This is a genomic window from Luteibacter anthropi, assembly GCF_023699965.1.
Lineage (GTDB): Bacteria > Pseudomonadota > Gammaproteobacteria > Xanthomonadales > Rhodanobacteraceae > Luteibacter > Luteibacter anthropi.
This window is the reverse complement of sequence record NZ_CP077072.1, coordinates 980652-1002923: the sequence shown is the minus strand read 5'-3', so window position 1 is coordinate 1002923 and position 22272 is coordinate 980652. Positions and strand designations below refer to the sequence as shown.

Genomic DNA, 22272 nt, shown 5'->3' with positions numbered 1-22272 from the left:
ACAGCATACGCTTCGATGACCCAGAGTAAAGTGCGTTACGCCTCAGTCGATGTACTACGCGGTATCACCGTCGCCGCCATGTTGCTGGTGAACGATCCAGGAGACTGGGGCCATGTCTGGTGGCCCCTGGAGCATGCCGGGTGGAATGGCTTCACTCCCACCGATCTGGTTTTTCCCCTGTTCCTTTTTATCGTGGGCGTGTCGGTCTCGCTCGCCATCGTGCCGCGTGTCGAAGCGGGCGCACCGAAGGCACCGATTCGGCATGCGGCGATACGCCGCGCGCTGCGCATTGCCGGATTGGGGCTGCTGTTGAACGTGGTTGCGTGGCTGGCCATACCGGATGCGCACCTGCGCCTGCCCGGGGTCTTGCAACGGATCGGCCTGTGTTTCGCCGCCGCATCGCTGCTGGCGATCCATGTGGGGGCATGGACCCGGGACCTGCTGGCGCTGGGGTTGCTGGCCGGCTATGGGGCCTTGCTGTTGATCGGCGGCATGGAGCCATGGACCAACCTGCCCAGCCGGGTGGATACGGCCGTGTTCGGGCCCTTCGTCTATATGACCGACCCGGCGACCGGCCGCGGGCATGACCCCGAGGGGCTACTGGCCACCCTGCCGGCGCTGGCCAGCACCCTGCTGGGTATGCGGGCGGGCGCGTGGCTGGTGCGGGGCGAGGTCCGCCGGCTGGTGATCGCTGGCGTGGTGTTGCTGGCGGCAGGCTGGCTGGCGCAGGGAGTGTGGCCGCTCAACAAGAACCTGTGGACACCGAGCTATGTCCTGTGGGCCGGGGGCTGGTCGTTCCTGTTGCTGGCGGCAGCCCACATGCTGGTGGACCGTCGCGGCTGGCGACTGCCGGGCCGGGCATTCGGCGTGAATGCCATTGCGGCGTATGCGGGGTCCGGGCTGATGGTCTACATCCTGATCGCCCTGGGCATCACCGAGCCGTTGTACCACTGGGTCTTCGCGTCATGGATGACGCCGCTCTTCGGGCCGTATGTCCCCTCGGCCGCCTGGGGCGTGGCGTTTGTCGCCGTGTGGTGGCTGGTGGTCCGCTGGATGGACCACCGCCGTATCTACCTGAAGGTGTAAAGCGACCGCCACCTCCCCACCCGTCGTTCCTGTGAAAACAGGAACCCAGCGCCCCGGTTTGCCAGTAAGGCGAGGGCGCTGCATCGGCTCTGGCGTAGGGGATGTTATCGCGACAACCGTCTGCACCGCGCTGGGTTCCAGCTTTCGCTGGAACGACGGCTTCGGGCGGGGTTGCGTTAGCTCCCCTACCCGTCGTTCCTGTGAAAACAGGAACCCAGCGCCCCGGTTTGCCAGTAAGGCGAGGGCGCTGCATCGGCTCTGGCGTAGGGGATGTTATCGCGACAACCGTCTGCACCGCGCTGGGTTCCAGCTTTCGCTGGAACGACGGCTTCGGGCGGGGTTGCGTTAGCTCCCCTACCCGTCGTTCCTGTGAAAACAGGAACCCAGCGCCCCGGTTTGCCAGTAAGGCGAGGGCGCTGCATCGGCTCTGGCGTAGGGGGTGTTATCGCGACAACCGGCTGCACCGCGCTGGGTTCCAGCTTTCGCTGGAACGACGGCTTCGGGCGGGGTTGTCGTTACCTTCCCTACCCGTCGTTCCTGTGAAAACAGGAACCCAGCGCCCCGGTTTGCCAGCACGGCGAGGGCGTTGCATCGGCGTTGGCGTAGGGGGTGTTATCGCGACAACCGTCTGCACCGCGCTGGGTTCCAGCTTTCGCTGGAACGACGGCTTCGGGGGCGTTTTCCCAACGTGCCAGCCGTCGTCCCTATGTGCGCGACGCTTACTTCAACAGCGCGAACGCATCCCGCGTCAGGTTTTCCGGCTCGCCCGTGGTGCACACCACATCGTCCTCGATGCGGATGCCGCCGTACTTGCGGAAGCGATCCACCCTGGCCCAGTCGATATCCGCAGCCACCGGCTTGTCCTTCAGTTCGGCCAGCAGCATGTCGATGAAGTACAGGCCCGGTTCGATCGTCACCACCATGCCCGGTTCGAGCTGACGGGTGAGGCGGAGGTAGGGATGACCATCCGGTCGGGCGATGGTGCCACCGGTTTCCGAGGCCTGGAAGCCGGCCACATCGTGCACCTGCAAACCGATGCCATGACCCAGGCCGTGCGGGAAGAAGGCTGATGACACGCCGGACTCCACGGCACTCTCCGCACTCATGCGAATGAACCCGTGCTCGCGCAGCACACCCGCGATCACATGGTGCGCATGCACGTGCAGCTCGGGATAGCTCTGCCCCGCACGCACCTTCGCCACGAACGAACGCTCGGCGGCGTCCATGGCATCGATCAGCTCCTGGAACTCACCCGCATCCTTGCCCGCATAGGTACGCGTGATATCGCTGGCATAACCCGAGGCGCTGGCACCGGCGTCGATGAGGAACGAGCGGTTTTCCGCCGGGGCGCTGCGATCGAAGTGCGTGTAATGCAGCACGGCGCCATGCTCGTTGAGACAGACGATGCTGGAATAAGGCAGCTCGGCGTCGATCTGGCCCACGGCCGCCAGATAGGCCTGGTGGATGCCGATCTCGCTCTGGCCATCACGGAAAGCCTGCTCGGCCGCACGATGCCCACGCGTGCCGCGACGGCTGGCCTCGCGCATCAGCTCCAGCTCGTACGGCGTCTTGAACGAGCGGTGGTAGTGCAGGTGATCGACCACTACCGATGGATTGTTCGGCACCACCGAATCCAGCATCGTGTCGCCGATGATCGCGCAGCGCGACTGCATGGCCGGTAGTTCGGCCAGGGCGTCGACGGGCTTGCGCACGATCACGATATCGAAGTGCTCCACCCAGTAGCCGGTAGGCGCTTCGGGCACCACGTGCCAGTAGTCGCGCGGCTGCAGGAACACCAGCTTGGGCTTGTGCCCGGGGGTGTACACCAGCCAGCTGCCCGGGGCATCCACCAGCGGCAGCCAGTGCTTGAAATGCGGGTTGACCACGAACGGGTAGTCCTGGTCATCGAGGAACTTCGTGATCGGCTGGCCGGCGGGTATCACCAGGTGGTCGAAACCACCCCGGGCCAGCGCCGTGTCCGTGCGCTCGCGCAGGGTGGCAAGGTGCTGGGGATAAAGCGCTGCCAGCGCGTCGTTCATCGGTGTTCTCCGGGAGAAGTGGGGCGGGGGGAAACGCCAATGGTGCGCTCATGCCGCCGCCACGCCAACCCCGCGCGCCGGATCAGGCGCGGGCAAACACCAGTACGAAGTCACCCGCGAGGTCACCCAGGCTCTGGCGCAGTGCCGTGGCACTGTGGTCGCTGTGACCGGCCAGGCTGCGCAGGTGGGCGCCGAAGAGGGTGATGGCGAAATGCCCCACGGCGAAGTCGTGATCGGGCGAGCGCCAGTCGGCCAGCGGCGTCCAGCTGGCGCAGGCGGGGCAGGCGACATAGGCCGAGTCCGGCGCATCGCACCACACGGCCAGGGCTTCTTCCAGGGCATCGCTGCCTTCCTCGCCCGGGGCCAGCACGGCGCGGCAATCGGGGCAGCGGATGCGGAATCCGGCGTCGTAACGACAGAAGATCCCGTTTTCCGGGCCGCCTTCGACGAGATACGCGCCTTCCTCGCCCTCGACCCAGCGATTGCCGGCGGCGTGCAGGCCGATGGCGAGAATGCCTTGCTCGCGCAGGTCCTCGTCGATGGTGCGGAAACGCGGCTCACCGGCGCCGAACAGATGTGGCGAGATCACGCCCTTGCCGACCAGACGCAGGTACAGGTCGGTGGCTGCGGCTGCGGCGTCGTCGCGCTGGAGTCGTGAATCGACCAGGATGGTGGTGGCATCGCTCATGGGTGGATGGTGAGGCGCGCGCCGGTCTACGTAAAGCACGTGTCACGTCATTCGTTCAGTCCGCCTGCGGTCCGATCCATTCCTCGATGAGGTGCAGATGCGCATCCACGATGGCGACGATGCGATGTCCCGACCAGCACTGGGTCGCCGAGGACGCCTGTTCGCGCCACAGCTCGTGGATACCCACTTCGAGCGTCCGCTCCCTTTCGCGCAGGGCAGGCAATGAAAAACGCACCTGGCGCACCGCGCCCGGAGCCGTATCGCCCACGCCAAGCAGCATGAGCCCACCCACCGACAGGTCGCACAACTGCCCCAGTTCCACGCCCGTCATCGCATCGGTGACGGTGATGGGACTGGTCACACGCTTGCGCGGCGAGCGGCGCTGTTCGGCATCGTGTGTCATGCGTGGCCCGCCGAGTGTGCGCCGTCGCGGCGCAGGTGGCGGGCCACGGCACGCCATGCGCGATCAACCGGCGGTGTGCGATGTTCGTTCCATTCGCGGGCATCACCGCGCGCTATCTGCGTGGCAAGGCGGGTAAGGTCCATGTCGTCCACGCGCACGCCACGCGAATCCACGAGCAGGCAGCGGGCCGTGGGCGGGGAAAACCAGGCCAGCTTGCGCCGCACGGGGCGGCCGTCCGGCCTGCGGAACTCGAACCACGTTCCGAAGCGCGTGCGAGCAAAGCCCTCGTAGATGGCCTGGGCGGCCGGATCGAGCGGAACCGGTTGCACGGGCGGCAACGGTTCGCCATGTGCCGTGCCTTCACCGAGGCGCGGCCTCTGCTTCAGGCGCATGGCGATATCCATCTGCGAGGGCGTGTCCTGGCCCGGCGCATCGAAAACGCCGGCCACCACCTGTGCGGCTTCCGAGGTGGACATGCCCAGGTGTTCCAGCCCGCGTTCGATATCGTGGCGAAGGCGTTGCGGGTCGCCCTGCTTTGCGAGCAACTGCTCGGTGATGCCGAGGCAGTGCAGGAAGGATTCGCCTGTTTCGCCACCGCGCAGCAGGTGAAGCGCAAGGACATCCGTCCAGGTCCGTTCCAGCAGGATGCGCAGCACGCCGCGGGGTTCGTTCCGTTCGGTCATGCGTTCGGCCATCAGCTCGGTGGCGTGCTGGCGCGCGCGTTCCAGGCGGTCGCGGCCTTCCATCGCTTCGATCTGCCGCCGCTCGGCGACATGCGCCTTGCGGGTGAGCTGGGCCAGATGCTGTTCGATGTCCTCGCGCCAGGCCGGATCGATGGTTTGCGCCTGTCCCGCATCGGTCACCAGGCGCTCCAGCCTTGCACTCAGTGCCTCGTCCGCTTCGCCTTCCGCCGGGTCGAGCCACGGCTGGGCCGCCCGGCTCACGGTGTCGAGCAACTGGCGTGCCGGATGGGTCGGGTCGTCGAAAAAGCGCCGGTCGTCCATGGCAGAGCGCAGCACGGACCATTGCAGACTGCCCAGCACGGCCAGGGCAGGACCTTGCCGGGGCAGCTCCCGGGCGAGGTTGTCGAACAGCAGGGCGACGAGGGTGACCGTGTCGTCCTGTAGCTCGGTGAGGCTGGCGGGCGGGGCGCCGGCCGGGCGCGTACGGTCGATCGCCGCCAGCAGTTCATCGTGCAGGCTGCGGGCATCGAGGATGTCGCGACGCTCGACCTGGCTGCCCTGCATGGCCTTGCCTTGAAGAGCATGCAACGCCGCCTGCCATTCGGCGCTCGTCGCAAGCCGGGCACGTATGCGGGTGCCGTGGTCGTGTTCCACATGATCGGCGAGCAGCGTGCGCAGCCCTTCGAGCACGCTGGTGGCGTCATGTGCCCGGTGGGTATCCGATGAGGCTTCCCCCGTGGCCCGCAGGGCAGGCGGCTGTACCACGCGAACGGTGGGGTAGATCCGGAAGCCGGGAAGAATGCCGTGGGAGAGGTAGTGCCCGTTCAAGGCCTCGTAGAAGGTTTCACTGTGGGCCAGCACCTGGGCGTCGATGGCCTGGTACAGGATGATCCGATGCGCGGCCGGCAGTGTCAGCGCTTTGGCGGCGTCCTCCAGCGCGGCCACGAGTGCCCGGGGACCGAAGGGCAGCGCGGCTCCCTCCAGGGGCGCCGCGCCAGCCAGCACCGCCATGCGATAGCCGAGCTCGAACAGGCTGCCGGCGCTGCGCGACTCGGCCCGCGAGGCCATGCTGGACAAGGTGGCAGCCTGCTCCTGCTCACTGGCGTCGAGCAGGCTCAGGGAGGGGTGATCGTCATGCGAGGGATGGACGCCGGAATGCGCCCCGAGGCGCCGGAAGCGTTCCGCCACCCCGGCGGCAAAGCGATTGCGAAAGGCCGGCCCTTCGCGCTCCAGGATGGCCCGGCTTTCGAAGCAGTGCTGCTGGTCCAGATGGTTGCGGCTGGCATCGGCGATGGCGAAGAGCCGGCGGTCGGTATCACGCAGGGCTTCGCGCAGTGGCGCATCCAGCCACGCAAGGCACAGCGAAAGACCCTGCTGTACTTCGCGCTCCACGCGCGGGGAGGCAGGCACGGTGGGTGAGACCGTCCGTTCGTCCGGAGGCGATGTGCCAGGGCTCATCGATGACAGTTCCTCCCCCGGACCGGGTCCGGGTCTGGAGGCAGCGTACGCGTTGCGCCGGATGGCGGATGGCGCACATTCGGCCAATGGCGCGAATATGCATATGGACGTCCATACGAAAACGGTTATGGACCGGACTATCGTTCTTTGGCGATGTGTGACGCTCGTCATCACAAACATGAACGGACGCGCGTTTACGGCAGCTCAGTCAGGGTTTGTGTCCAAGATGGATGCGCATATCCAATGTTACGTTGCGCTCGCAGTCGGCGGTGGAGATGGCTGCGCGCTGGCCGGGATGCCATCACTTCCTTCTATCGAGCATGCCCCATGTCAAAGCGACACTCCCCCGCTCCGGCCGACGACCGGCCCTCGGTGGTCCAGCTCGTGCCCGACGAGGCGCGCCTCTACAACCTGTTGATGGAGCCGGGTGAAACCAGTCTTTCTCCCGAGCAACTGCGCGAACATTTCCGCCGTTCCGGCATTCTCGCCGACGACCCGCGCGCGGCAGGTATCTACGATTACCTGGACAAGGCACGCCAGCGCAACGAAACCAGCCTGTCGGTGACCGAGTTCGCCGTGGTGTTTGCCATGAACCCAAGCCTGTTCATGCGCATCGCGGAAGATTCCATGGTGGTTCCCGCGTGGAGCGATTTCGCCCGTTCGGTGGGAAAGATCTTCAACGAACGCCGCTCCAGCAATGGCGGCAAGGTGGCGGCGTACATCCCGGAACTGGCGCGCGTGCCGGCTGATCGCTACGGCCTCAGCATGTGCAGCGTGGATGGCCAGCGCGCGCATTACGGTGACGCGCAGGAGATGTTCAGCATCCAGTCCATTTCCAAGACGATCAGCTACTGCATCGCCCTGGAAGAAGCTGGCAACGAGCGCCTACATGAGCGCATCGGACGCGAGCCCAGCGGCCACTCGTTCAATGCCATCACGCTCGATCCCCGCCGTCGTCCGCATAACCCGATGATCAACGCCGGTGCCATCGTGAGTTGTTCGCTCATACGGCCCGGGGATTCGGCCTCTGCGCGTTTCTCGCATGTCTTCGATACCTGGAAGAAGCTGGCGGCCAACGGTGCGGTATCGTTCAACAACACCGTGTTTCTCTCCGAGCGCGATTCGGCCGATCGCAATTTTGCGCTGGCCTATTTCCTTCGCGAGAACGGCGCGTTCTCCAAGGAGACCAACGTGGCCGCGACGCTGGATTTCTACTTCCAGTGCTGCTCCATCGAGATGAACTGCGATTCCATGGCCGTGGTCGCTGCCACGCTCGCCAATGGCGGCGTCAACCCGCTTACCAACGAACGCGTGTTCTCGTCGGGAACGGTGAAGCACTGCCTGTCGTTGATGCATTCCTGCGGCATGTACGACTTCTCGGGTGAATTCGCCTTCCTCATCGGCGTGCCGGCGAAGTCGGGCGTAGGTGGCGGCATCATGGTGGTGGTGCCCGAGAAGCTGGGCTTCTGCGTGTGGTCGCCGCCGCTGGACGAGAACGGCAACAGCGTGCGCGGCATCGAGTTCTGCAAGGGCCTCACCTCGATGTACTCGTTCCACAACTTCGACATCGTCACCGGCCATGACGGCAGCGAACGTATCGACCCCACGCGCCGGAATGTCTCGCTCGACAATGCGCGTCATGTGGACCTGTGCTGGGCCGCCATGCACGGCGACATCAAGGAAATGCAACGCCTGGTCGCCAGTGGCGTGAATCTCAACGGTGCCGACTACGACGGCCGTACGGCACTGCACATCGCTGCGTCGGAAGGCAAGCTGGAATCGGTGCGCTACATCCTGCAGAACGGCGGCCAGTTCGACCGGGTGGATCGCTGGGGCAACTCCGCCGTGCAGGACGCCGAGCGCGGGGAACACCACGCCATCGTCGCCCTGTTCGAGGCATTCGCCAGCGGCGGTCGCAAGACGCGTCTCAGCGCCTGACCATCATTCGCCGGTCGGCGCGATCTCCATGAACGCCTCGATCACGTCGTTGAGAAAGCGCTGACCGAGCGCAGTGGTACGCAACAACGTTGCATTGTCTTCGATCCAGCCCTTGCGCAGGCACTGCGTGAGGGCCGGCTCGATGATCGAGTGGTTCAGCCCCGTGCGCTCCGTGAAATCCGCCATCGGCACGCCGTCGATCAGGCGCAGCGCATTGAGCATGTATTCGAAGGGCAGGTCAGCCGCTTCCACGATGGAGTCGCCACCGATGCGCTTTGTATCACCCGAGGTGGCAAGGTAGGCGGCGGGCAGGCGGGTCTTCCAGCGGCGGCGCACCGTGTTGGCGTCACTGATCTTGCCGTGGGCACCGGCGCCGATGCCCAGGTAGTCGCCGAAGCGCCAGTAATTGAGATTGTGCGCGCAACGGCGTCCGTCGCGTGCGTAGGCCGATACCTCGTACTGGGCATACCCGGCGTCTGCCAGGCGATCCTGGCAGGCTTCCTGGATACCCCATGCCGCGTCGTCGTCCGGCAGCGGCGGTGGGTTGGCGGCAAAGGCCGTGTTCGGTTCCAGCGTGAGCTGGTAATGCGAGATATGCGTGGGCGAGAGCGCTACCGCTCGATCGACATCGTTCAGCGCACCGGCCAGATCCTGCTGCGGCAATGCGTACATCAAGTCGATATTGATGTTCTCGATGCCGGCGTCCTGTGCGTGGCGCACGGCATCGGCGGCTTCGTTGGCCGAGTGGATGCGGCCCAGGCGATGCAGCTTGTCGTTGTCGAAGCTCTGCACACCGAACGAGATGCGGTTCACGCCCGCAGCAAGGTAACCGTCGAAACGGCCGTGTTCCACGGTGCCGGGATTGGTTTCCAGCGTGATTTCCGCGCCATGCGCGAACGGCAGGCGTTCGCGTGCGCCATCGAGGAAGCGCGCAATCAGCTCCGGCATGAACAGGCTGGGCGTGCCGCCGCCGAAGAACACTGTTTCGATCTTGCGGCCACCGATGGCATCGCCGAAGTCGCGCAGGTCGGCATCCATGTCGGCCAGCAGCACATCGACGTAGCGTTCGTACTCGGGCGTGCCACGCACGCCGTGCGAGTTGAAGTCGCAGTACGGGCATTTGCGCACGCACCATGGCATGTGCACATACAACGACAGCGGTGGCGGGATAAGGCTCATGCCAGCTCGGCGAAGCGTGCCTTGAGCACGGCCAGGGCCTGGCCGCGGTGGCTCATGCGGTTTTTCAGGGCGGGTTCGATCTCGGCGGCGCCCAGGTCGGAGCCGTCAGGCAGGAACAGCGGGTCGTACCCGAAACCACCCTCGCCGCGTGGGGCTTCGAGGATGCGGCCATGCCAGCGGCCTTCGGCGATCAGCGGCGCCGGATCGTCCGCATGACGCAGCAGTACCAGCACGGCGATGAAGTAGGCGCTGCGCTTTTCCATCGGCACGCCGTCAAGTTCGCGCAGCAGCCTGGCATTGTTGGCGGGGCTGTCGCCGTGTACGCCGGAATAGCGCGCGGCATACAGGCCCGGAGCGCCGTTGAGCGCGTCCACGCAGATGCCCGAGTCGTCGGCCAGGGCGGGCAGGCCGGTGGCACGGGAGGCGTGGCGTGCCTTGATGAGTGCGTTCTCGACGAAGGTGAGCCCGGTTTCATCGGCATCGCTGACACCGAAGGTGCTCTGCGGCAGCAGTTCGACGCCGCTGCCGGCCAGGAGCTGCTCCAGCTCGACCACCTTGCCCGCATTGCTCGACGCGAGAACGATGCGCATCACAGGCCCCCGGCGAATTCGCTGGCGTATTCCACGCGGCCGGCATAGCCCGCCAGGCCGTCGATGGTGAGCGGCAGCACCTGGAAGGCATTGCCGCCTTCGAAGGCATCGTGCAGATCGTGCGCCGAGGCCTTGCCGAAGCCGAAACCCGCGTAATAGGCAGGCGAGCCCAGCACGAAGATCGCGCGCGCATCGGCCACGAAGCAGGCGCCGATGCCTTCCTCGATCAGCTCGCGGCCGATGCCCTGGCGCTGGTGATCCGGGTGCACGGCGACCGGGGCGAGGCCGAGGGCCTTGCCGTCGTCACCGTTCTCCACCGTGACCGGCGAGAACAGCACGTGACCCAGCACGGTGTCGTCGTCATCCACGGCCACCAGCGAGATGCTGGCCTTGCCGGCATCCACGAGGCGGCGCACGAGATCGCCCTCGGCCGGGCGGCCGAAGGCGGCGTGGTGCAGGGCCACGATGGCATCGAGGTCGGCGGCGGTGGCCGGGCGCACGTCAGTCATGGCGTGGACTCCAGCGCGGCGCGCTGCGCGGCCACCAGCTCGTCGACGCCCTTGGCGGCCAGGTCGAGCATGGCGTTCATTTCTTCACGGCGGAAGGCGTGCCCTTCGGCGGTGCCCTGCACCTCGATGAGGCCGCCACCGTCGTTCATGACGACATTCATGTCGGTATCGCAGTTGGAATCCTCGGCATAGTCGAGGTCCAGCACGGGCACACCCTCGTAGATGCCCACGGAAACGGCGGCCACGGCGCCCAGGATGGGGTTGCGCTTGATGGCGTTGCGACGGGTGAGGGTGGCGATGGCATCCACCAGCGCCACATAGGCACCGGTGATGGCGGCGGTGCGGGTGCCGCCATCGGCCTGGAGCACGTCGCAGTCGAGCGTGATCACGCGCTCGCCCAGGGCGGCACGATCGACGCAGGCGCGCAGCGAGCGGCCGATGAGACGCTGGATCTCCATGGTGCGGCCACCCTGGCCGCCACGGGCGGCTTCGCGCTGGGTGCGGTCGCTGGTGGCCCGCGGCAGCATGCCGTATTCGGCCGTGACCCAGCCCTCGCCCTTGCCGCGCAGCCACGGCGGCACGCGCTCTTCGATGGAGGCTGTGCAGAGCACGCGGGTGTCGCCATAGCTCACGAGCACGGAGCCTTCGGCATGGCGGGTGAAGTGGCGTTCGATGCTGACGGTGCGCAGCTGGTCGGCGGCGCGGCCGCTCGGACGGGAAAAGGACATGGGTGGGCCTGATTTGGGCGCGGGCGGTGGGTCAGTTTACCATTGCGCCCCCAGTCACCGCGCGAGCGACCTCCCCATGATCCGTAGCATGACCGCCTACGCGTCCGCCGAAAGCGCGGGCCCGTCCGGCACGCTGACCTGCGAACTCCGCACGGTGAACCACCGCTACCTGGAGATCAGCCCGCGCCTGCCGGACGATCTGCGTAGTTTCGAAAGTGCCCTGCGCGAGCGCATCGCCACCCGCCTGTCGCGCGGCAAGGTAGACGTGACCGTCCGCCTGCGCGGCGAAGCCGGCTCCGGCGATGCCCTGCGCATCAACGGCACGATGCTCTCGCGCCTGTCCGAACTGGCCCTCGACCTGGAACAGCGCTTCCCGCGCATGTCCATCGAATTCACCGAACTGCTGCGCTTCCCCGGCGTGCTCCAGCAGCCCGAATCGGATGCCGACGCCCTCCAGGCCGCACTCATCGACGTGCTCGACCGCGCGCTGGATGCCCTGGCCGACACCCGTGGTCGCGAAGGCAGCAAGCTCGGAGAAATCCTCCGCGAACGTCTCGACGGCATCGAGAAGATCGTCTCCGACGTGCGCGGCTGGCTCCCTGAAATCCGCGCCGCCCTGCGCGCCCGCCTCGAAACCCGCCTGGCCGACATCCGCCAGCCGGTGGAACCGGGCCGCCTGGAACAGGAACTGGTGCTCCAGGTCACCCGCATCGACGTAGACGAAGAACTCGACCGCCTCGCCACCCACATCTTCGAAGCCCGCCGCGTGCTGGCGCTGAAAGAGCCCATCGGCCGCCGTCTCGACTTCCTCATGCAGGAATTCAACCGCGAGGCGAACACGCTCGGTTCGAAGTCGGTGGACTCCCGTACGACGAATGCGGCGGTGGAGCTGAAGGTGTTGATCGAGCAGATGCGTGAGCAGGTGCAGAATATCGAGTGATGTATCTCAGAGTCTCGGGCGGTCCGTAAATGACCGAAGGACGGGCCGGTTCGCGCTATTTAAGCTGACAGTCGCTCTCCATGCCTCTACGCCCAAGAGATCTGTTTCATGACGAAGAATATCGTTAGCCCTTTAGGTATCGCGAGACACGAACTCGCGCATACCCCGTCAAAGGGCCAACAGGCTTTCAACAGGTTGATCGAGAAGATCGAGAAGCGCCGCGCGACGCTGGCCGACTGGGAAGCCTTCGGTGCCGACTTCCGGCGCAAATTCAACGACGAACTGCTGCCGTTGCGGGGCAGCTTCAACACGTTGCGGATTCAGATGGTGAAGCGCCTGGATCAGGCGCACGGTACCAAAGGCCTGACGAATGCAGAGCGACAGATAGTCGAGGAACTGATCACCCATGTCGCCGGCGATTTACTCGCCGTCGTCGACGACCCCGCTATCAAGGAAATCTTCCAGCGCTACAACGCGGCAAGTGCCGAGGAAGAGGCGGCTGCGATCAAGATGATGCGCGATGCGCTACAGGATGTACTCCGCGTCGATATCCCGGATGACGTCAACTTCGCTTCTATCGACGACATGCGTCTCCACTTTAAGGAGCAGCTGGGCCAGGACGGGGAGCGTGAACGCGCCCGTCATGAGGCGAAAGCAGCGCACCACGCGAAGCGCAAGCAGTCACCCAAGCAGGCAGCAGCCGAGGAGCGGGCACGCGCCGAGGAGGCAGAGGTGCACCTGTCGATCCGGGAGGTCTACCGCAAGCTGGCCAGCTTGCTTCATCCCGATCGCGAGCCCGACCCCGTCGAACGGGAGCGTAAGGCCGTCCTGATGCAACGGGTCAACCATGCTTACGCCAACAAGAGCCTCCTCGACCTGCTCGAGTTACAGCTGGAGCTGGAACACATCGATCGGTCCGTACTGGAAAGCGTAAGCGAGGAGAGGCTCAACCGCTGGAACAAGATTCTGAAAGAGCAGTTGCGTGGCCTCGATCAGGAGCTGTCCGAGATTAAGATCGAGTACGCGATACGGAGCGGTATGAGGCCAGGGCATCCCGTTTCGCCAAGGAACGTCAAGTACGCGTTGAACACGAACATCAACCAGCTGCGCAACGGGGTGCGCGTTTTCGAAGAAGACTTGCGTGTGTTTGATGATCCCAGAAAACTGAAGTCCTGGCTCAAGGTCATCAAGCGCGAAATGGCCGCACAGGCCGACTACGACATGCAGTTTTGAGCGAAGATCAAGGGCAGTAGAAGGAGCATGGACGGAATTCAGCAAGGTCCGAGCGGCTCAAGTAGACGAACTCGTTCCAACCTTGCCGGACATCCTGTTTACTGGCTTGGCTCCTGAGTTTGGACGAGTGCCAGGAAGGAAGCCTGACGAACACGTGCTTGATTACACGTTTCGCCTGGCAAAAAGCATCGATGATTCGGCCTGCCTCGACGACCATCTTGGCATAATGACCCTTAACTAAGATAAGGGCTGCTTTAATGCACCTTATCCTCTCGTTGAGGTGAGAAGCCAAGCCAGGTGCCGAGCCTGGTGCACCACCAGCAACACACCCACCACCACCATCAGCACCCCCGACACCCTGCCCACCCAGCGTGCTGCCGCTGGCCGCGACCCCAGGATCGCCTTCGCGCCGTAGCCCACCGCCAGGTACACCACCATGCACGTCGCCACTTCGACGATGCCCAGCAGCATCATCTGCATGCCCGGCGAGAGCGGACTGTCGGCCAGCACGAACTGCGGAAGCAGGGCGAGGAACAGCAGGAAGACCTTGGGATTGAGCGCACTTACGCCCCAGCCGCCGACGAGCCAGCGTCTGGCCGAAGTGGCTTGTTCGCCATCCTCGGCAGTGGGTACGGGGGGACTCCGGCTGATCCGCACGCCGAGCACCATGAGGTAGATCGCGCCGGCATAGGTCAGTGCCGACATGGCCGAGGGGTGGGCGTTGAGCATGGCCCCTGCGCCGATGGCCACCACCGTCACCATGGTGAGATGGCCCAGGATCAGTCCGGTGACCGAGGTGAGGATGCCTCGCCCGCGAATGCCGGCAGCGATGGCATAGGCCCAGTCGGCGCCGGGGGTGAGGATCAGGAGGATCGCCACGGCCCAGAAGGCCAGGAGTGCGGTTGCGGTCATGGGGGCTGCCAGTGGCGCGGGGACGCCGGGAATGGAGACATGCCGGGGCGTACATCCCGGCGACTGGCCCATAGCTTATGTCCCTCGTGGCGGTGACATTCGCCTATTATTGGCGCTTATGAATGATCTCTTTGGAAGATTCTTCCCCATGGATAAATTCGACAAGAAGATTCTTTCTGAGCTCCAGGCCGACGGACGCCTCACGGTCACCGAGCTAGCCGAGCGGGTGGGGCTCAGCCTGTCGCCCTGCCACCGGCGCTTGCGCGCGCTGGAAGACGCCGGTGTCATCCGCGGCTACCACGCCGACCTCGACCCGAACGCCGTAGGCCTGCGTTTCTATGCGGTGCTGTTCGTGACGCTGAAGGAAACCGTGGAGCGCACGGTGCATGCGTTCGAGGAAGCGCTGGCCGATGTGCGCGAGGTGGTGCATGCGCAGCGCCTGTTCGGCGAGCCGGATTACCTGCTGCATGTCGCGACCGAGGATCTTGCCGCGTTCCAGCGTCTTTACGACCGGCGCCTTTCAGGGTTGCCGGGCGTGTTACGCCTGACCTCCACCCTGGTCATGAAGGAGGTGGTGCCGCCGCGTCCCTTGCCGCTCGGTTGAACCACCTCAGCGGCGGGTGCGGCTCGCCAGTTCAAGGCGGTCGCGCACATCGCGCAGCAAGGCGCTGCCTTTCACGCGTCCGATCGTGCCGCGACCGCTGTCGTAGGCGTCGGCAAGCTGGCCCAGGGGGCGCCATGTGCTGGCCCACTGCACGATGACGCACGCCAGGGCGAACAGGCCGAAGAATGCGATGCCCAGCACAAGATGGAGCGTTTCCGTATCGAGGCTGTGCAGGAAGCCGGTACGTGAATTGAGCACCACCCACGCGGCATGCCCCTGCGCCGTGTCGAACGGCGTGATCCACGTATCGATAGCGGTCGCTTCGTTGTCCAGCGCGAGTGCCTGGCCTGTCGGGGTCTTTACCGCGAGCACATCGCGCTGGTGCGCACCGAGAAGATCAACGTAACGCGCATCGAGCCCGCCCGAATAAAGCGAATGCGAAGCGAGGGACGTCAGGAGTGCAACATCACCATGCACCAGCCGCGCAAGCTTCGCGAATGAAGCATCGGTGGCACGCGATGCCGTCACCAGATAGCCCTGCGGCGTGCGACCACGCATCAAGGGATGGATCACTACCCAGGCCATGGCGCCGTTATCGAGCCAGATGCCCTGCGCGGTCTTGCCTTCACTGATGGCTGCGATCACCAGCGGATCGTGCTGGATCACCTCCGGCGTCTTGCCGATCACGCCGATGCCCGTAACTTCCATGCCCTCGGCATCGAGCAGCATGAGAATGTCGTCGCCCTGGCGGCGCTCGTTGAGCAGCCGGCTGATGGAAAGCTTGTCCACCACGCCTCCGAGCTTCGCGTCGGGCACCAGCGACTGGGTGACGTAATCAACAAAGGCCGGATCGCCTGCCAGCACCTGACCGCGCAGGCGCAACAGCTCCCACGACTGGTCCGCGAAGTCATGCACCACTTCGCTCGACATGCGCAGGTTCGTCTGGGCGCGCTCGCGAGCGGCATGCTGCGCATTCAGCAACACACCTGCCATGGCGATGGCCACGCCGGCCACCACTAGCACTACGCCCTTGCAAAGGGCTTTCGTCGCAAGCTTCACGATCCGGCTCCCAGATGCAGCTCGGTAGTGACACGCGGCTTGATCGCAACCAGTCGCTGCGTAACGTTCTGCCCATGCGCGGTGACAGCCTGTGTCCTGATCTGGGTGCGCGGATTCCAGAAATAGAGCGTGCCCGGACCGGAAGGCACATGCCGCAGGGTGAAGCTTCCATCGGCACCCACGGAGCTTGCGTAAGGCGTGGGCAGCACCAGCAGGTCGAATTCCATGAAGTGATGCACGTTGCAGCTCACAAGTACCGGACCCGGGGTGGTGAAACGGCGCTCCACCACATCGCCCACCCTCTGGAACTGGTAGTCGAACACGGAGCCGGGCGTGGACGAATAAACGTTGTGCAGCACCTGGTCGAGATTGGCGAATCTGATCTTGCTACCGGCCGGCACCACCATGGCGCCCGGGCGGAAATCCATGTCGACCGAGTTCACCGTATAGGCGCCCGGATGCAGGCGCGGCGCACCGGCCGCTGGCACGAAGTACACCACCGTGTCCGTCACTTCGCCCGTGGCGAGGGTCTGGCCGGGGTTGGCCGCCAGCTCTACATGGCCGGCGATATCGCCGCCATCGGCATGCGTCGCTGCCTGGGTCGCCATGCTCACCACGCCCCAGGCCAGTGCCTGGCCCATCCGCCGAACGAACATGCGACCCCCGGTATCACGTCATGATGATGGAAACAGTCCGGGCGCAATCTATCCGGCGCGAAAACGCCGGTCTTGATGGAATCAAGCCCGACCTCCGGGCAGCGGAACCTTGCTGCCCGGAGATGGGGCCGGGGTTACTCGGTGGGCCACGCCGCAGGTGCGGCATCGAAGTCGGTGGATAGCGTGACCGGCTTCCAACGCTGCATCGTCGCGTGGCGCTGGCGCTCTTCCGCTTCGATCACGTGCCACGCATCCGAGCCCAGCACCAGTCGCGACGGAATCGACGTGCGCGAGGCGAGCGCGACGATGAGCTTCGCGATGCGCTCGGGATCACCCACCTCATGCCCCGCATACGCATCGATCAACGCCTTGAACTCGCCCAGCGAGGCCTCGTAGCCTTCCGGCAGGTGTTCGAGCGTGGTACGCGCTTCGTGGCCCCAGTCGGTACGCATGCCACCGGGTTCCAGCGTGCAGACGTGGATGCCGAACGGCGCCACCTCCTTGCCCACCACATCGCTGAAACCACCCACCGCCCACTTGGCCGCCTGGTAGGCCGACAGCCCTGGCGTGCTGATGCGGCCACCGGCCGACGACACCTGGAAGATATGCCCGCCTCCGCTGGCACGCATCGCCGGGATGGCGGCACGGGTGAGGTTCACCACGCCGAACAAATTGGTTTCGATCTGTGCGCGGAACGCATCGGAAGGCACGTGCTCGAACGGCTGGATATGGCCGTAGCCAGCGTTGTTGACCAGCACATCCAACTGGCCGAAGCGTTTCACCGCTTCGGCGACGGCATCGCGTGCCTGCGTTTCGTGGGTGACATCCAGCGCGAAGGTGGCGAGCGCATCGCCATGATGCGCCTGAAGATCGGCCAGGCCACGCGTATCGCGCGCCGTTGCCAGTACCTTGCCGCCGTCCTGCAATGCGGCTTCGACGATGGAGCGGCCAAGCCCGCGGGCTGCGCCGGTGATAAGCCAGGTCTTTGACATGATCGTTCTGCCTTGGGAGAGGGGAGGGATACGGGGGGCTTACGTAGGGTTGAAGCCGCTCTTGCCTTCGATGCCCACGGAAAGCGCCAGATCCTTCTGGGCGCGCAGGGCATCCAGGCTCTTGCCGTAGCCGGCTTCCAGCACGGCATACGCATCGCTGCCCAGGGCCGTGCGTAGCGGCGGTTCCGGCTGTTGGCTGACGGTGTAGATGGCGTCGGCCATCTTTGCCGGGTCGCCGGAGATCTGCTCGTCAGCGATTTCACGGATCTGCTCGCGCAGCTTGCCGACGACACTGTCCTTGTACGCGTCGTGCTGCGTGGTCCAGCGGATATTGGCGATGAAATCGGTCTTGATGGAGCCCGGTTCGATAATGACGGTGCGGATGCCGAAGCCGCCCACCTCCTGGCTCAGCGACTCGGCGAAGCCCTCCAGGCCGTATTTCGCGGCGTGATAGAGCGAACCGCTGGGGAAGGCCGCGCGACCGCCCATGCTGCTCACATAGATCAGCGTGCCGTGTCTGCGCTCGCGCAGGGCAGGCAGAAAAGCACGCGTGACATGGATGGGTGCCAGCAGGTTGAGCGCGATCTGCTGCTCGATATCGTCCTCGCTCATTTCTTCCATCGCGCCGATCACCGCGCCGCCCGCGTTGTTCATCACGACATCGACGTCGGTATGCCGCGCGGCGACGTTGCGGATGGCGACCGGATCGGTCACGTCCAGCGACTCCACCACCAGCGCTTGTGGGTAAACCTCCTTCAATGCATCCATGGCCTCGACACGGCGCACGGCGGCGATCACGCCGTGGCCCTGTTCCAGCACCTTCTTCGTCAATGCCAGCCCCAGACCGCTGGAGGCACCCGTAATGAACCACTTCTGCTTCGACATCTGTCTGTCCTCATTATGATGCGTGAGTACGCACGCAATTAAATAAACAAAAAAAGTCAGGCCTTGATGGCCTCCCATGTCATGCGGAAACCGAGCTGGCGGTGACGTGCCGTGTCCTTGGGAAAGCGCTCGACGTATTCGATGGTGCGCCCGGCGATGTCCTCGATCACCGAGGAAAGCAGGCCCATCGGGGCATCTATGAAGGCGCCGTCTTCCACGGCCTGTTCCATCATCGTGGCGATGGTCTGCATGGACTCCATGCCCCTGATCCGGGTGTCTTCCAGGATGAGGCCGGAGGCCGAAAGCCGGCCCAGGGCCGACCGCTCCGCCCGGTGCGACAGGCCCCAGTCCACATAGCGCTGGAACACGTGCTGCACGCGATCGCGGTAATCCGCCTTATGGGGGTAACCCGGCATCACCACATCCGCGAGCCCCTGCTTGACATGCAGATAGAGCTCCTGGAGCAGCACTTCCTTGGTCTCGAAATAGGTGAACAGGGTGCCCTCGGCCACGCCGGCACCCCGCGCGATGCTGGCCGTGCTGGCGAGCACGCCAAGCTCTGCCACGGCATTCACCGCGGACAGCAGCAGGGCTTTGCGTTTTTCGGGACTAAGGGGGCGGGCCACGGACAAACCTGATATAGCTGAGTGCTCGCTCAATTATGGGGCGGGTGCTGGCAGAATTCCAGTCCCGTGTCCGGGGGAGCGTTCAGGTAACGGGAAGAGGCTCATCGCGTGAATGAACGGGCCTCACTCCCAGCCTGTTGTTCGCAATGTAAATGAGCGACTAATGCGCTCGTCATTGATTCACCGTTTGGCTGCCTTCTCGATCAGGGCCTTCAGCTCTACACCGTCCTCGGGACCACCCCAGCCTGTTTTCATGCCGACAAGCAATTTTCCCTTGAAGACGTAGAAGCTGGGAGTGGCAAACGACCGGAACATCGGCCAGTCCGACGTGGCATACATCATGCCGATGGGCATGCCTGGAGCCTCTTTCTGCCACTCCAGCGTCGGGTGAACGTCCAGTTCTTGACCGGGTGGTTCAAGCCACAGGCTGTGACCGTCAAGCAATGTCACAAGATCCGGTTGATCAGGTATCTGTCGTGATGCTCTCCGCGAGAAATGGCAAAGCGGATGAGATACGACTATGACGGTGTAATCCGCATTCAGGGTCACGGACTTCAAGTCCATCGATGTCCCGTCATCCGCCAGCGCGAAGTAGCGCATCGGATGAAGCGGTTCGTCGTTCACGTTGTGCACGCTGGGTATGGCTTCGAAACTGCCCTTTTTTCCTTCGGCGAAGGTACGCGCCTCGCTGAAGCGGCGAAGCTGTACCAGCGAACGATAGATGCCCTGGTCTTCGTCCACGGACAGCACGCCCCGGGTGCGCATTTCATCCGCGATCGCGTACATGTCGCGCAGATAGCGTGGATCGGCCGTGATGTACATCACGCCGTCCACCGTCCGGAAGCGGGTGCGAAGCTCATTCTCCGGCATCCGGTGAAGCGATTCCCTGCTCATATAGTTATCCGCCGGGTAGGCGGCCAGCAGGGCATCACGGCGTTCCGCTTCACTGAGGGAATGATCGTGATGGATGGCATCGATGCGCTTGTGCTGTGCATCGGCATCCTCTGCCGATGTCAATGCGGGCACTAAAAGCATGCAGAGAAACAGCAGTGACTTCACATACTGCGACATCCTTGTATCTCTCCTGAGATGGGTGCCAGCCTGGGTTTCATGACCCTAGCCTAGCACCGGTGCAGGCGGATCGATGCTTACAAGCCCGCACGCTTTCCTTATGATCTGCCGGCCGCCCGGGCACGGCGGATCATTCACCCAGGGAGAACCCATGCAGATCCGGTCCAGCGACACCCTTGCCACCCATGTCGAGCGCCTGCTCGTCGCCGCGTTCGAGGCCGCAGGCCTGGAAGGCCGGGGGGTGCGCGCGGTGCCGGCGCAGCGACCGGACCTCGCCGACCTGCAATGCAATGCCGCGATGGCGCTGGCCGGCGCGGCAAAACGACCGCCCCGTGAGATTGCCGAGGCCGTGGCCCTCCTGCTGCGCGAGCATGTGGAATTCACCAGCGTGGATATCGCCGGGCCGGGTTTCATCAACATGCGCCTGTCGCCCGCGCTGCTGGCCGCGCAGGCCGCGCGACAGCTGGCCGATCCGCAGGCGGGTATCGCCGGTGAAACCCAGGAAACCATCGTCATCGATTTCGGCGGTCCCAACGTTGCCAAGCCGTTGCACGTTGGGCATCTGCGCTCGCTGGTGCTGGGCGAAAGCCTGCGCCGTATCCTGCTGGCGCAGGGGCATCGCGTGATCGGCGACGTGCATCTGGGCGACTGGGGTTTGCAGATGGGCATGCTCATTTCCGAGCTGCCGCGCCTGTGGCCTGAACTGACCAGCGACGGTGAGTGGACGGCGAATCCGCCGTTCTCCATGAACGATCTCCAGGCCATTTATCCCCGCGTGGCCGCCGAGTGCAAGGCTGACGAAGGGCGCATGACGGAAGCCCGCGCAGCCACCGCGCGCCTGCAAGCTGGCAACGCCGACGATATGCGCCTGTGGGAAACCATCCGGCGCGTATCGCTCGATGCGCAGACGGCGGACTTCCACACGTTGGATGCCCACTTCGACGAACTCAATGGCGAAAGCCTCGTGCAGCCGTTGATTCCGGGCATGGTGGAAGACCTTGCGACGCGCGGTGTGGCGAAGCGCAGCGAAGGCGCGCTGATCGTCGAAGTGGCGAAAGAAAGCGACGACTCGCCGATGCCGCCGTTGCTGCTGGAAAAGTCCGATGGTGCCGCGCTGTATGCCACCACCGACCTCGCCACCATTCTTGAGCGTCGCGACCGCCTGCATCCGCAGCGTATCGTCTACGTGGTGGATCAGCGCCAGGCACTGCATTTCCAGCAGGTATTCCGAGCCGCACGGCAGGCCGGATATGCCGATGGCATCGAACTGGTGCATGTCGGGTTCGGTACCGTCAACGGCAAGGACGGCAAGCCGTACAAGACGCGCGAAGGCGGCGTGGCGAAGCTTCACGAATTACTCGACGAAGCCATCGAACGCGCGGCCGGTCGTCTGGACGAACGCGCCGACCGTGCCGAACTGGCCCACGCCGTAGGCGTGGCGGCGGTGAAGTTCGCCGACCTTTCCACCTATCGCACCTCGGGCTACGTCTTTGACGCCGAGCGCATGGTGGCCACTGAAGGTCGTACAGGGCCGTATATGCAATACGCATGCGTGCGCGTGACTTCGATCCTGGCCAGGGCCGATGCGGAGTCGGCAGCGATGGGCACCATGGATATCGCCGAAGCCGGTGAACGTACGCTCGTGCTGTTGTGCTCGCGCTTCCCTGAAGCCGTGCAATCCGCTGCACGCCGGTACGCACCGAACGACCTGGCGGACTACGCCTATGATCTTGCCCAGGCATTCAGCCGCTTTTACGCGGAGTGCCCCGTGCTGGCCGCCAGCTCCGCCGAGGTGCGCGCATCACGCCTGTCACTGGTGGCGCTGACACGCCATGTCCTGGGGAAAGCACTGGATCTGTTGGGCATCCGCGTTCCCGAACGCATGTAACCCGGGTTTGGCACTAGCGCAAACCCTCGGTGGGAGATTCCTGGGGATCCGGTCGGTGTGCGCGAGCTTCTCACGATTGGCCGCGACAGGCTTATCGTATGCGGG

The 22272-nt window shown here is 64.7% G+C and carries 21 protein-coding genes; 6 read left to right on the top strand and 15 right to left on the bottom strand.

The window, feature by feature from the left end; translation table 11 throughout:
• Positions 1–15 precede the first annotated feature (15 nt).
• Positions 16–1086: an acyltransferase family protein gene (locus KR767_RS04640; protein ID WP_250878278.1), complete on the top strand. Its 1071-nt coding sequence runs from the start codon at positions 16–18 to the stop codon at positions 1084–1086.
• A 719-nt stretch (positions 1087–1805) separates the two neighbouring features.
• Here the strand turns inward: KR767_RS04640 and pepQ are convergent.
• The 4 genes from pepQ to KR767_RS04620 all read right to left on the bottom strand — a co-directional run bounded on the left by pepQ (position 1806) and on the right by KR767_RS04620 (position 6357).
• A complete protein-coding gene (pepQ, locus tag KR767_RS04635; protein ID WP_250878277.1) occupies positions 1806–3125 on the bottom strand; it encodes a Xaa-Pro dipeptidase in 1320 nt (439 codons plus the stop codon).
• An 82-nt stretch (positions 3126–3207) separates the two neighbouring features.
• Positions 3208–3813 (bottom strand): hypothetical protein, encoded by a 606-nt coding sequence (locus KR767_RS04630; protein WP_166952051.1) that lies wholly within the window; start codon positions 3811–3813, stop codon positions 3208–3210.
• Positions 3814–3868: 55 nt separating this feature from the next.
• Positions 3869–4216, bottom strand: coding sequence for a PilZ domain-containing protein (locus KR767_RS04625; protein ID WP_166952049.1), 348 nt, complete (start codon positions 4214–4216; stop codon positions 3869–3871).
• Positions 4213–6357: a DUF1631 family protein gene (locus KR767_RS04620; protein WP_250878276.1), complete on the bottom strand. Its 2145-nt coding sequence runs from the start codon at positions 6355–6357 to the stop codon at positions 4213–4215. The genes KR767_RS04625 and KR767_RS04620 overlap by 4 nt, the downstream gene beginning before the upstream one ends.
• A gap of 327 nt (positions 6358–6684) precedes the next feature.
• On the opposite strand from KR767_RS04620, the gene glsA reads away from it, so the two are divergent.
• Positions 6685–8295: a glutaminase A gene (gene glsA / locus KR767_RS04615; protein WP_250878275.1), complete on the top strand. Its 1611-nt coding sequence runs from the start codon at positions 6685–6687 to the stop codon at positions 8293–8295.
• 3 nt (positions 8296–8298) lie between these two features.
• Here glsA and hemW read toward each other — a convergent pair whose 3' ends face one another.
• From hemW to rph, 4 genes are read right to left on the bottom strand one after another with little or no spacing between them, the layout of a single operon-like run.
• Positions 8299–9474: a radical SAM family heme chaperone HemW gene (gene hemW / locus KR767_RS04610; protein ID WP_250878274.1), complete on the bottom strand. Its 1176-nt coding sequence runs from the start codon at positions 9472–9474 to the stop codon at positions 8299–8301.
• Positions 9471–10064: an RdgB/HAM1 family non-canonical purine NTP pyrophosphatase gene (rdgB, locus tag KR767_RS04605; protein ID WP_166952041.1), complete on the bottom strand. Its 594-nt coding sequence runs from the start codon at positions 10062–10064 to the stop codon at positions 9471–9473. The genes hemW and rdgB overlap by 4 nt, the downstream gene beginning before the upstream one ends.
• Positions 10064–10573 (bottom strand): GNAT family N-acetyltransferase, encoded by a 510-nt coding sequence (locus KR767_RS04600; RefSeq protein WP_250878273.1) that lies wholly within the window; start codon positions 10571–10573, stop codon positions 10064–10066. Before KR767_RS04600 ends, rdgB begins: the two co-directional genes overlap by 1 nt.
• Complete coding sequence (gene rph / locus KR767_RS04595; RefSeq protein ID WP_166952037.1) at positions 10570–11301, bottom strand: ribonuclease PH; 732 nt, start codon at positions 11299–11301, stop codon at positions 10570–10572. The genes KR767_RS04600 and rph overlap by 4 nt, the downstream gene beginning before the upstream one ends.
• 76 nt (positions 11302–11377) lie before the next feature.
• Between rph and KR767_RS04590 the strand changes: the two genes are divergently transcribed.
• Entirely contained in the window at positions 11378–12241 is an 864-nt protein-coding gene (locus KR767_RS04590; RefSeq protein ID WP_250878272.1) for a YicC/YloC family endoribonuclease, read from the top strand.
• Positions 12242–12349: 108 nt separating this feature from the next.
• Positions 12350–13474 (top strand): J domain-containing protein, encoded by a 1125-nt coding sequence (locus KR767_RS04585; protein ID WP_250878271.1) that lies wholly within the window; start codon positions 12350–12352, stop codon positions 13472–13474.
• 264 nt (positions 13475–13738) lie between these two features.
• Here the strand turns inward: KR767_RS04585 and KR767_RS04580 are convergent, their stop codons facing one another.
• The gene (locus tag KR767_RS04580; RefSeq protein WP_250878270.1) at positions 13739–14386 is read right to left on the bottom strand and encodes a LysE family translocator; all 648 of its coding nucleotides are present in this window, start codon (positions 14384–14386) and stop codon (positions 13739–13741) included.
• Positions 14387–14534: 148 nt separating this feature from the next.
• On the opposite strand from KR767_RS04580, the gene KR767_RS04575 reads away from it, so the two are divergent.
• The gene (locus tag KR767_RS04575) at positions 14535–14990 is read left to right on the top strand and encodes an Lrp/AsnC family transcriptional regulator (protein WP_250878269.1); all 456 of its coding nucleotides are present in this window, start codon (positions 14535–14537) and stop codon (positions 14988–14990) included.
• A gap of 6 nt (positions 14991–14996) precedes the next feature.
• Here KR767_RS04575 and KR767_RS04570 read toward each other — a convergent pair whose 3' ends face one another.
• The 6 genes from KR767_RS04570 to KR767_RS04545 form a co-directional block, all read right to left on the bottom strand.
• Positions 14997–16049, bottom strand: a complete 1053-nt coding sequence (locus tag KR767_RS04570; RefSeq protein WP_250878268.1) for a hypothetical protein — start codon at positions 16047–16049, stop codon at positions 14997–14999.
• Positions 16046–16705 carry a cupredoxin domain-containing protein gene (locus tag KR767_RS04565; protein WP_250878267.1) on the bottom strand — a complete coding sequence of 220 codons (660 nt, stop codon included), beginning with the start codon at positions 16703–16705 and terminating at the stop codon, positions 16046–16048. The genes KR767_RS04570 and KR767_RS04565 overlap by 4 nt, the downstream gene beginning before the upstream one ends.
• Before the next feature lie 134 nt (positions 16706–16839).
• Positions 16840–17697 carry an SDR family NAD(P)-dependent oxidoreductase gene (locus KR767_RS04560; RefSeq protein WP_250878266.1) on the bottom strand — a complete coding sequence of 286 codons (858 nt, stop codon included), beginning with the start codon at positions 17695–17697 and terminating at the stop codon, positions 16840–16842.
• Positions 17698–17736: 39 nt separating this feature from the next.
• Positions 17737–18582 carry an SDR family NAD(P)-dependent oxidoreductase gene (locus KR767_RS04555; protein WP_250878265.1) on the bottom strand — a complete coding sequence of 282 codons (846 nt, stop codon included), beginning with the start codon at positions 18580–18582 and terminating at the stop codon, positions 17737–17739.
• 56 nt (positions 18583–18638) lie between these two features.
• Positions 18639–19208, bottom strand: a complete 570-nt coding sequence (locus KR767_RS04550; protein WP_250878264.1) for a TetR/AcrR family transcriptional regulator — start codon at positions 19206–19208, stop codon at positions 18639–18641.
• Positions 19209–19388: 180 nt separating this feature from the next.
• The gene (locus tag KR767_RS04545; RefSeq protein WP_250878263.1) at positions 19389–20267 is read right to left on the bottom strand and encodes a hypothetical protein; all 879 of its coding nucleotides are present in this window, start codon (positions 20265–20267) and stop codon (positions 19389–19391) included.
• 163 nt (positions 20268–20430) lie between these two features.
• On the opposite strand from KR767_RS04545, the gene argS reads away from it, so the two are divergent.
• The gene (gene argS / locus KR767_RS04540) at positions 20431–22167 is read left to right on the top strand and encodes an arginine--tRNA ligase (RefSeq protein ID WP_250878262.1); all 1737 of its coding nucleotides are present in this window, start codon (positions 20431–20433) and stop codon (positions 22165–22167) included.
• Positions 22168–22272: the final 105 nt, after the last annotated feature.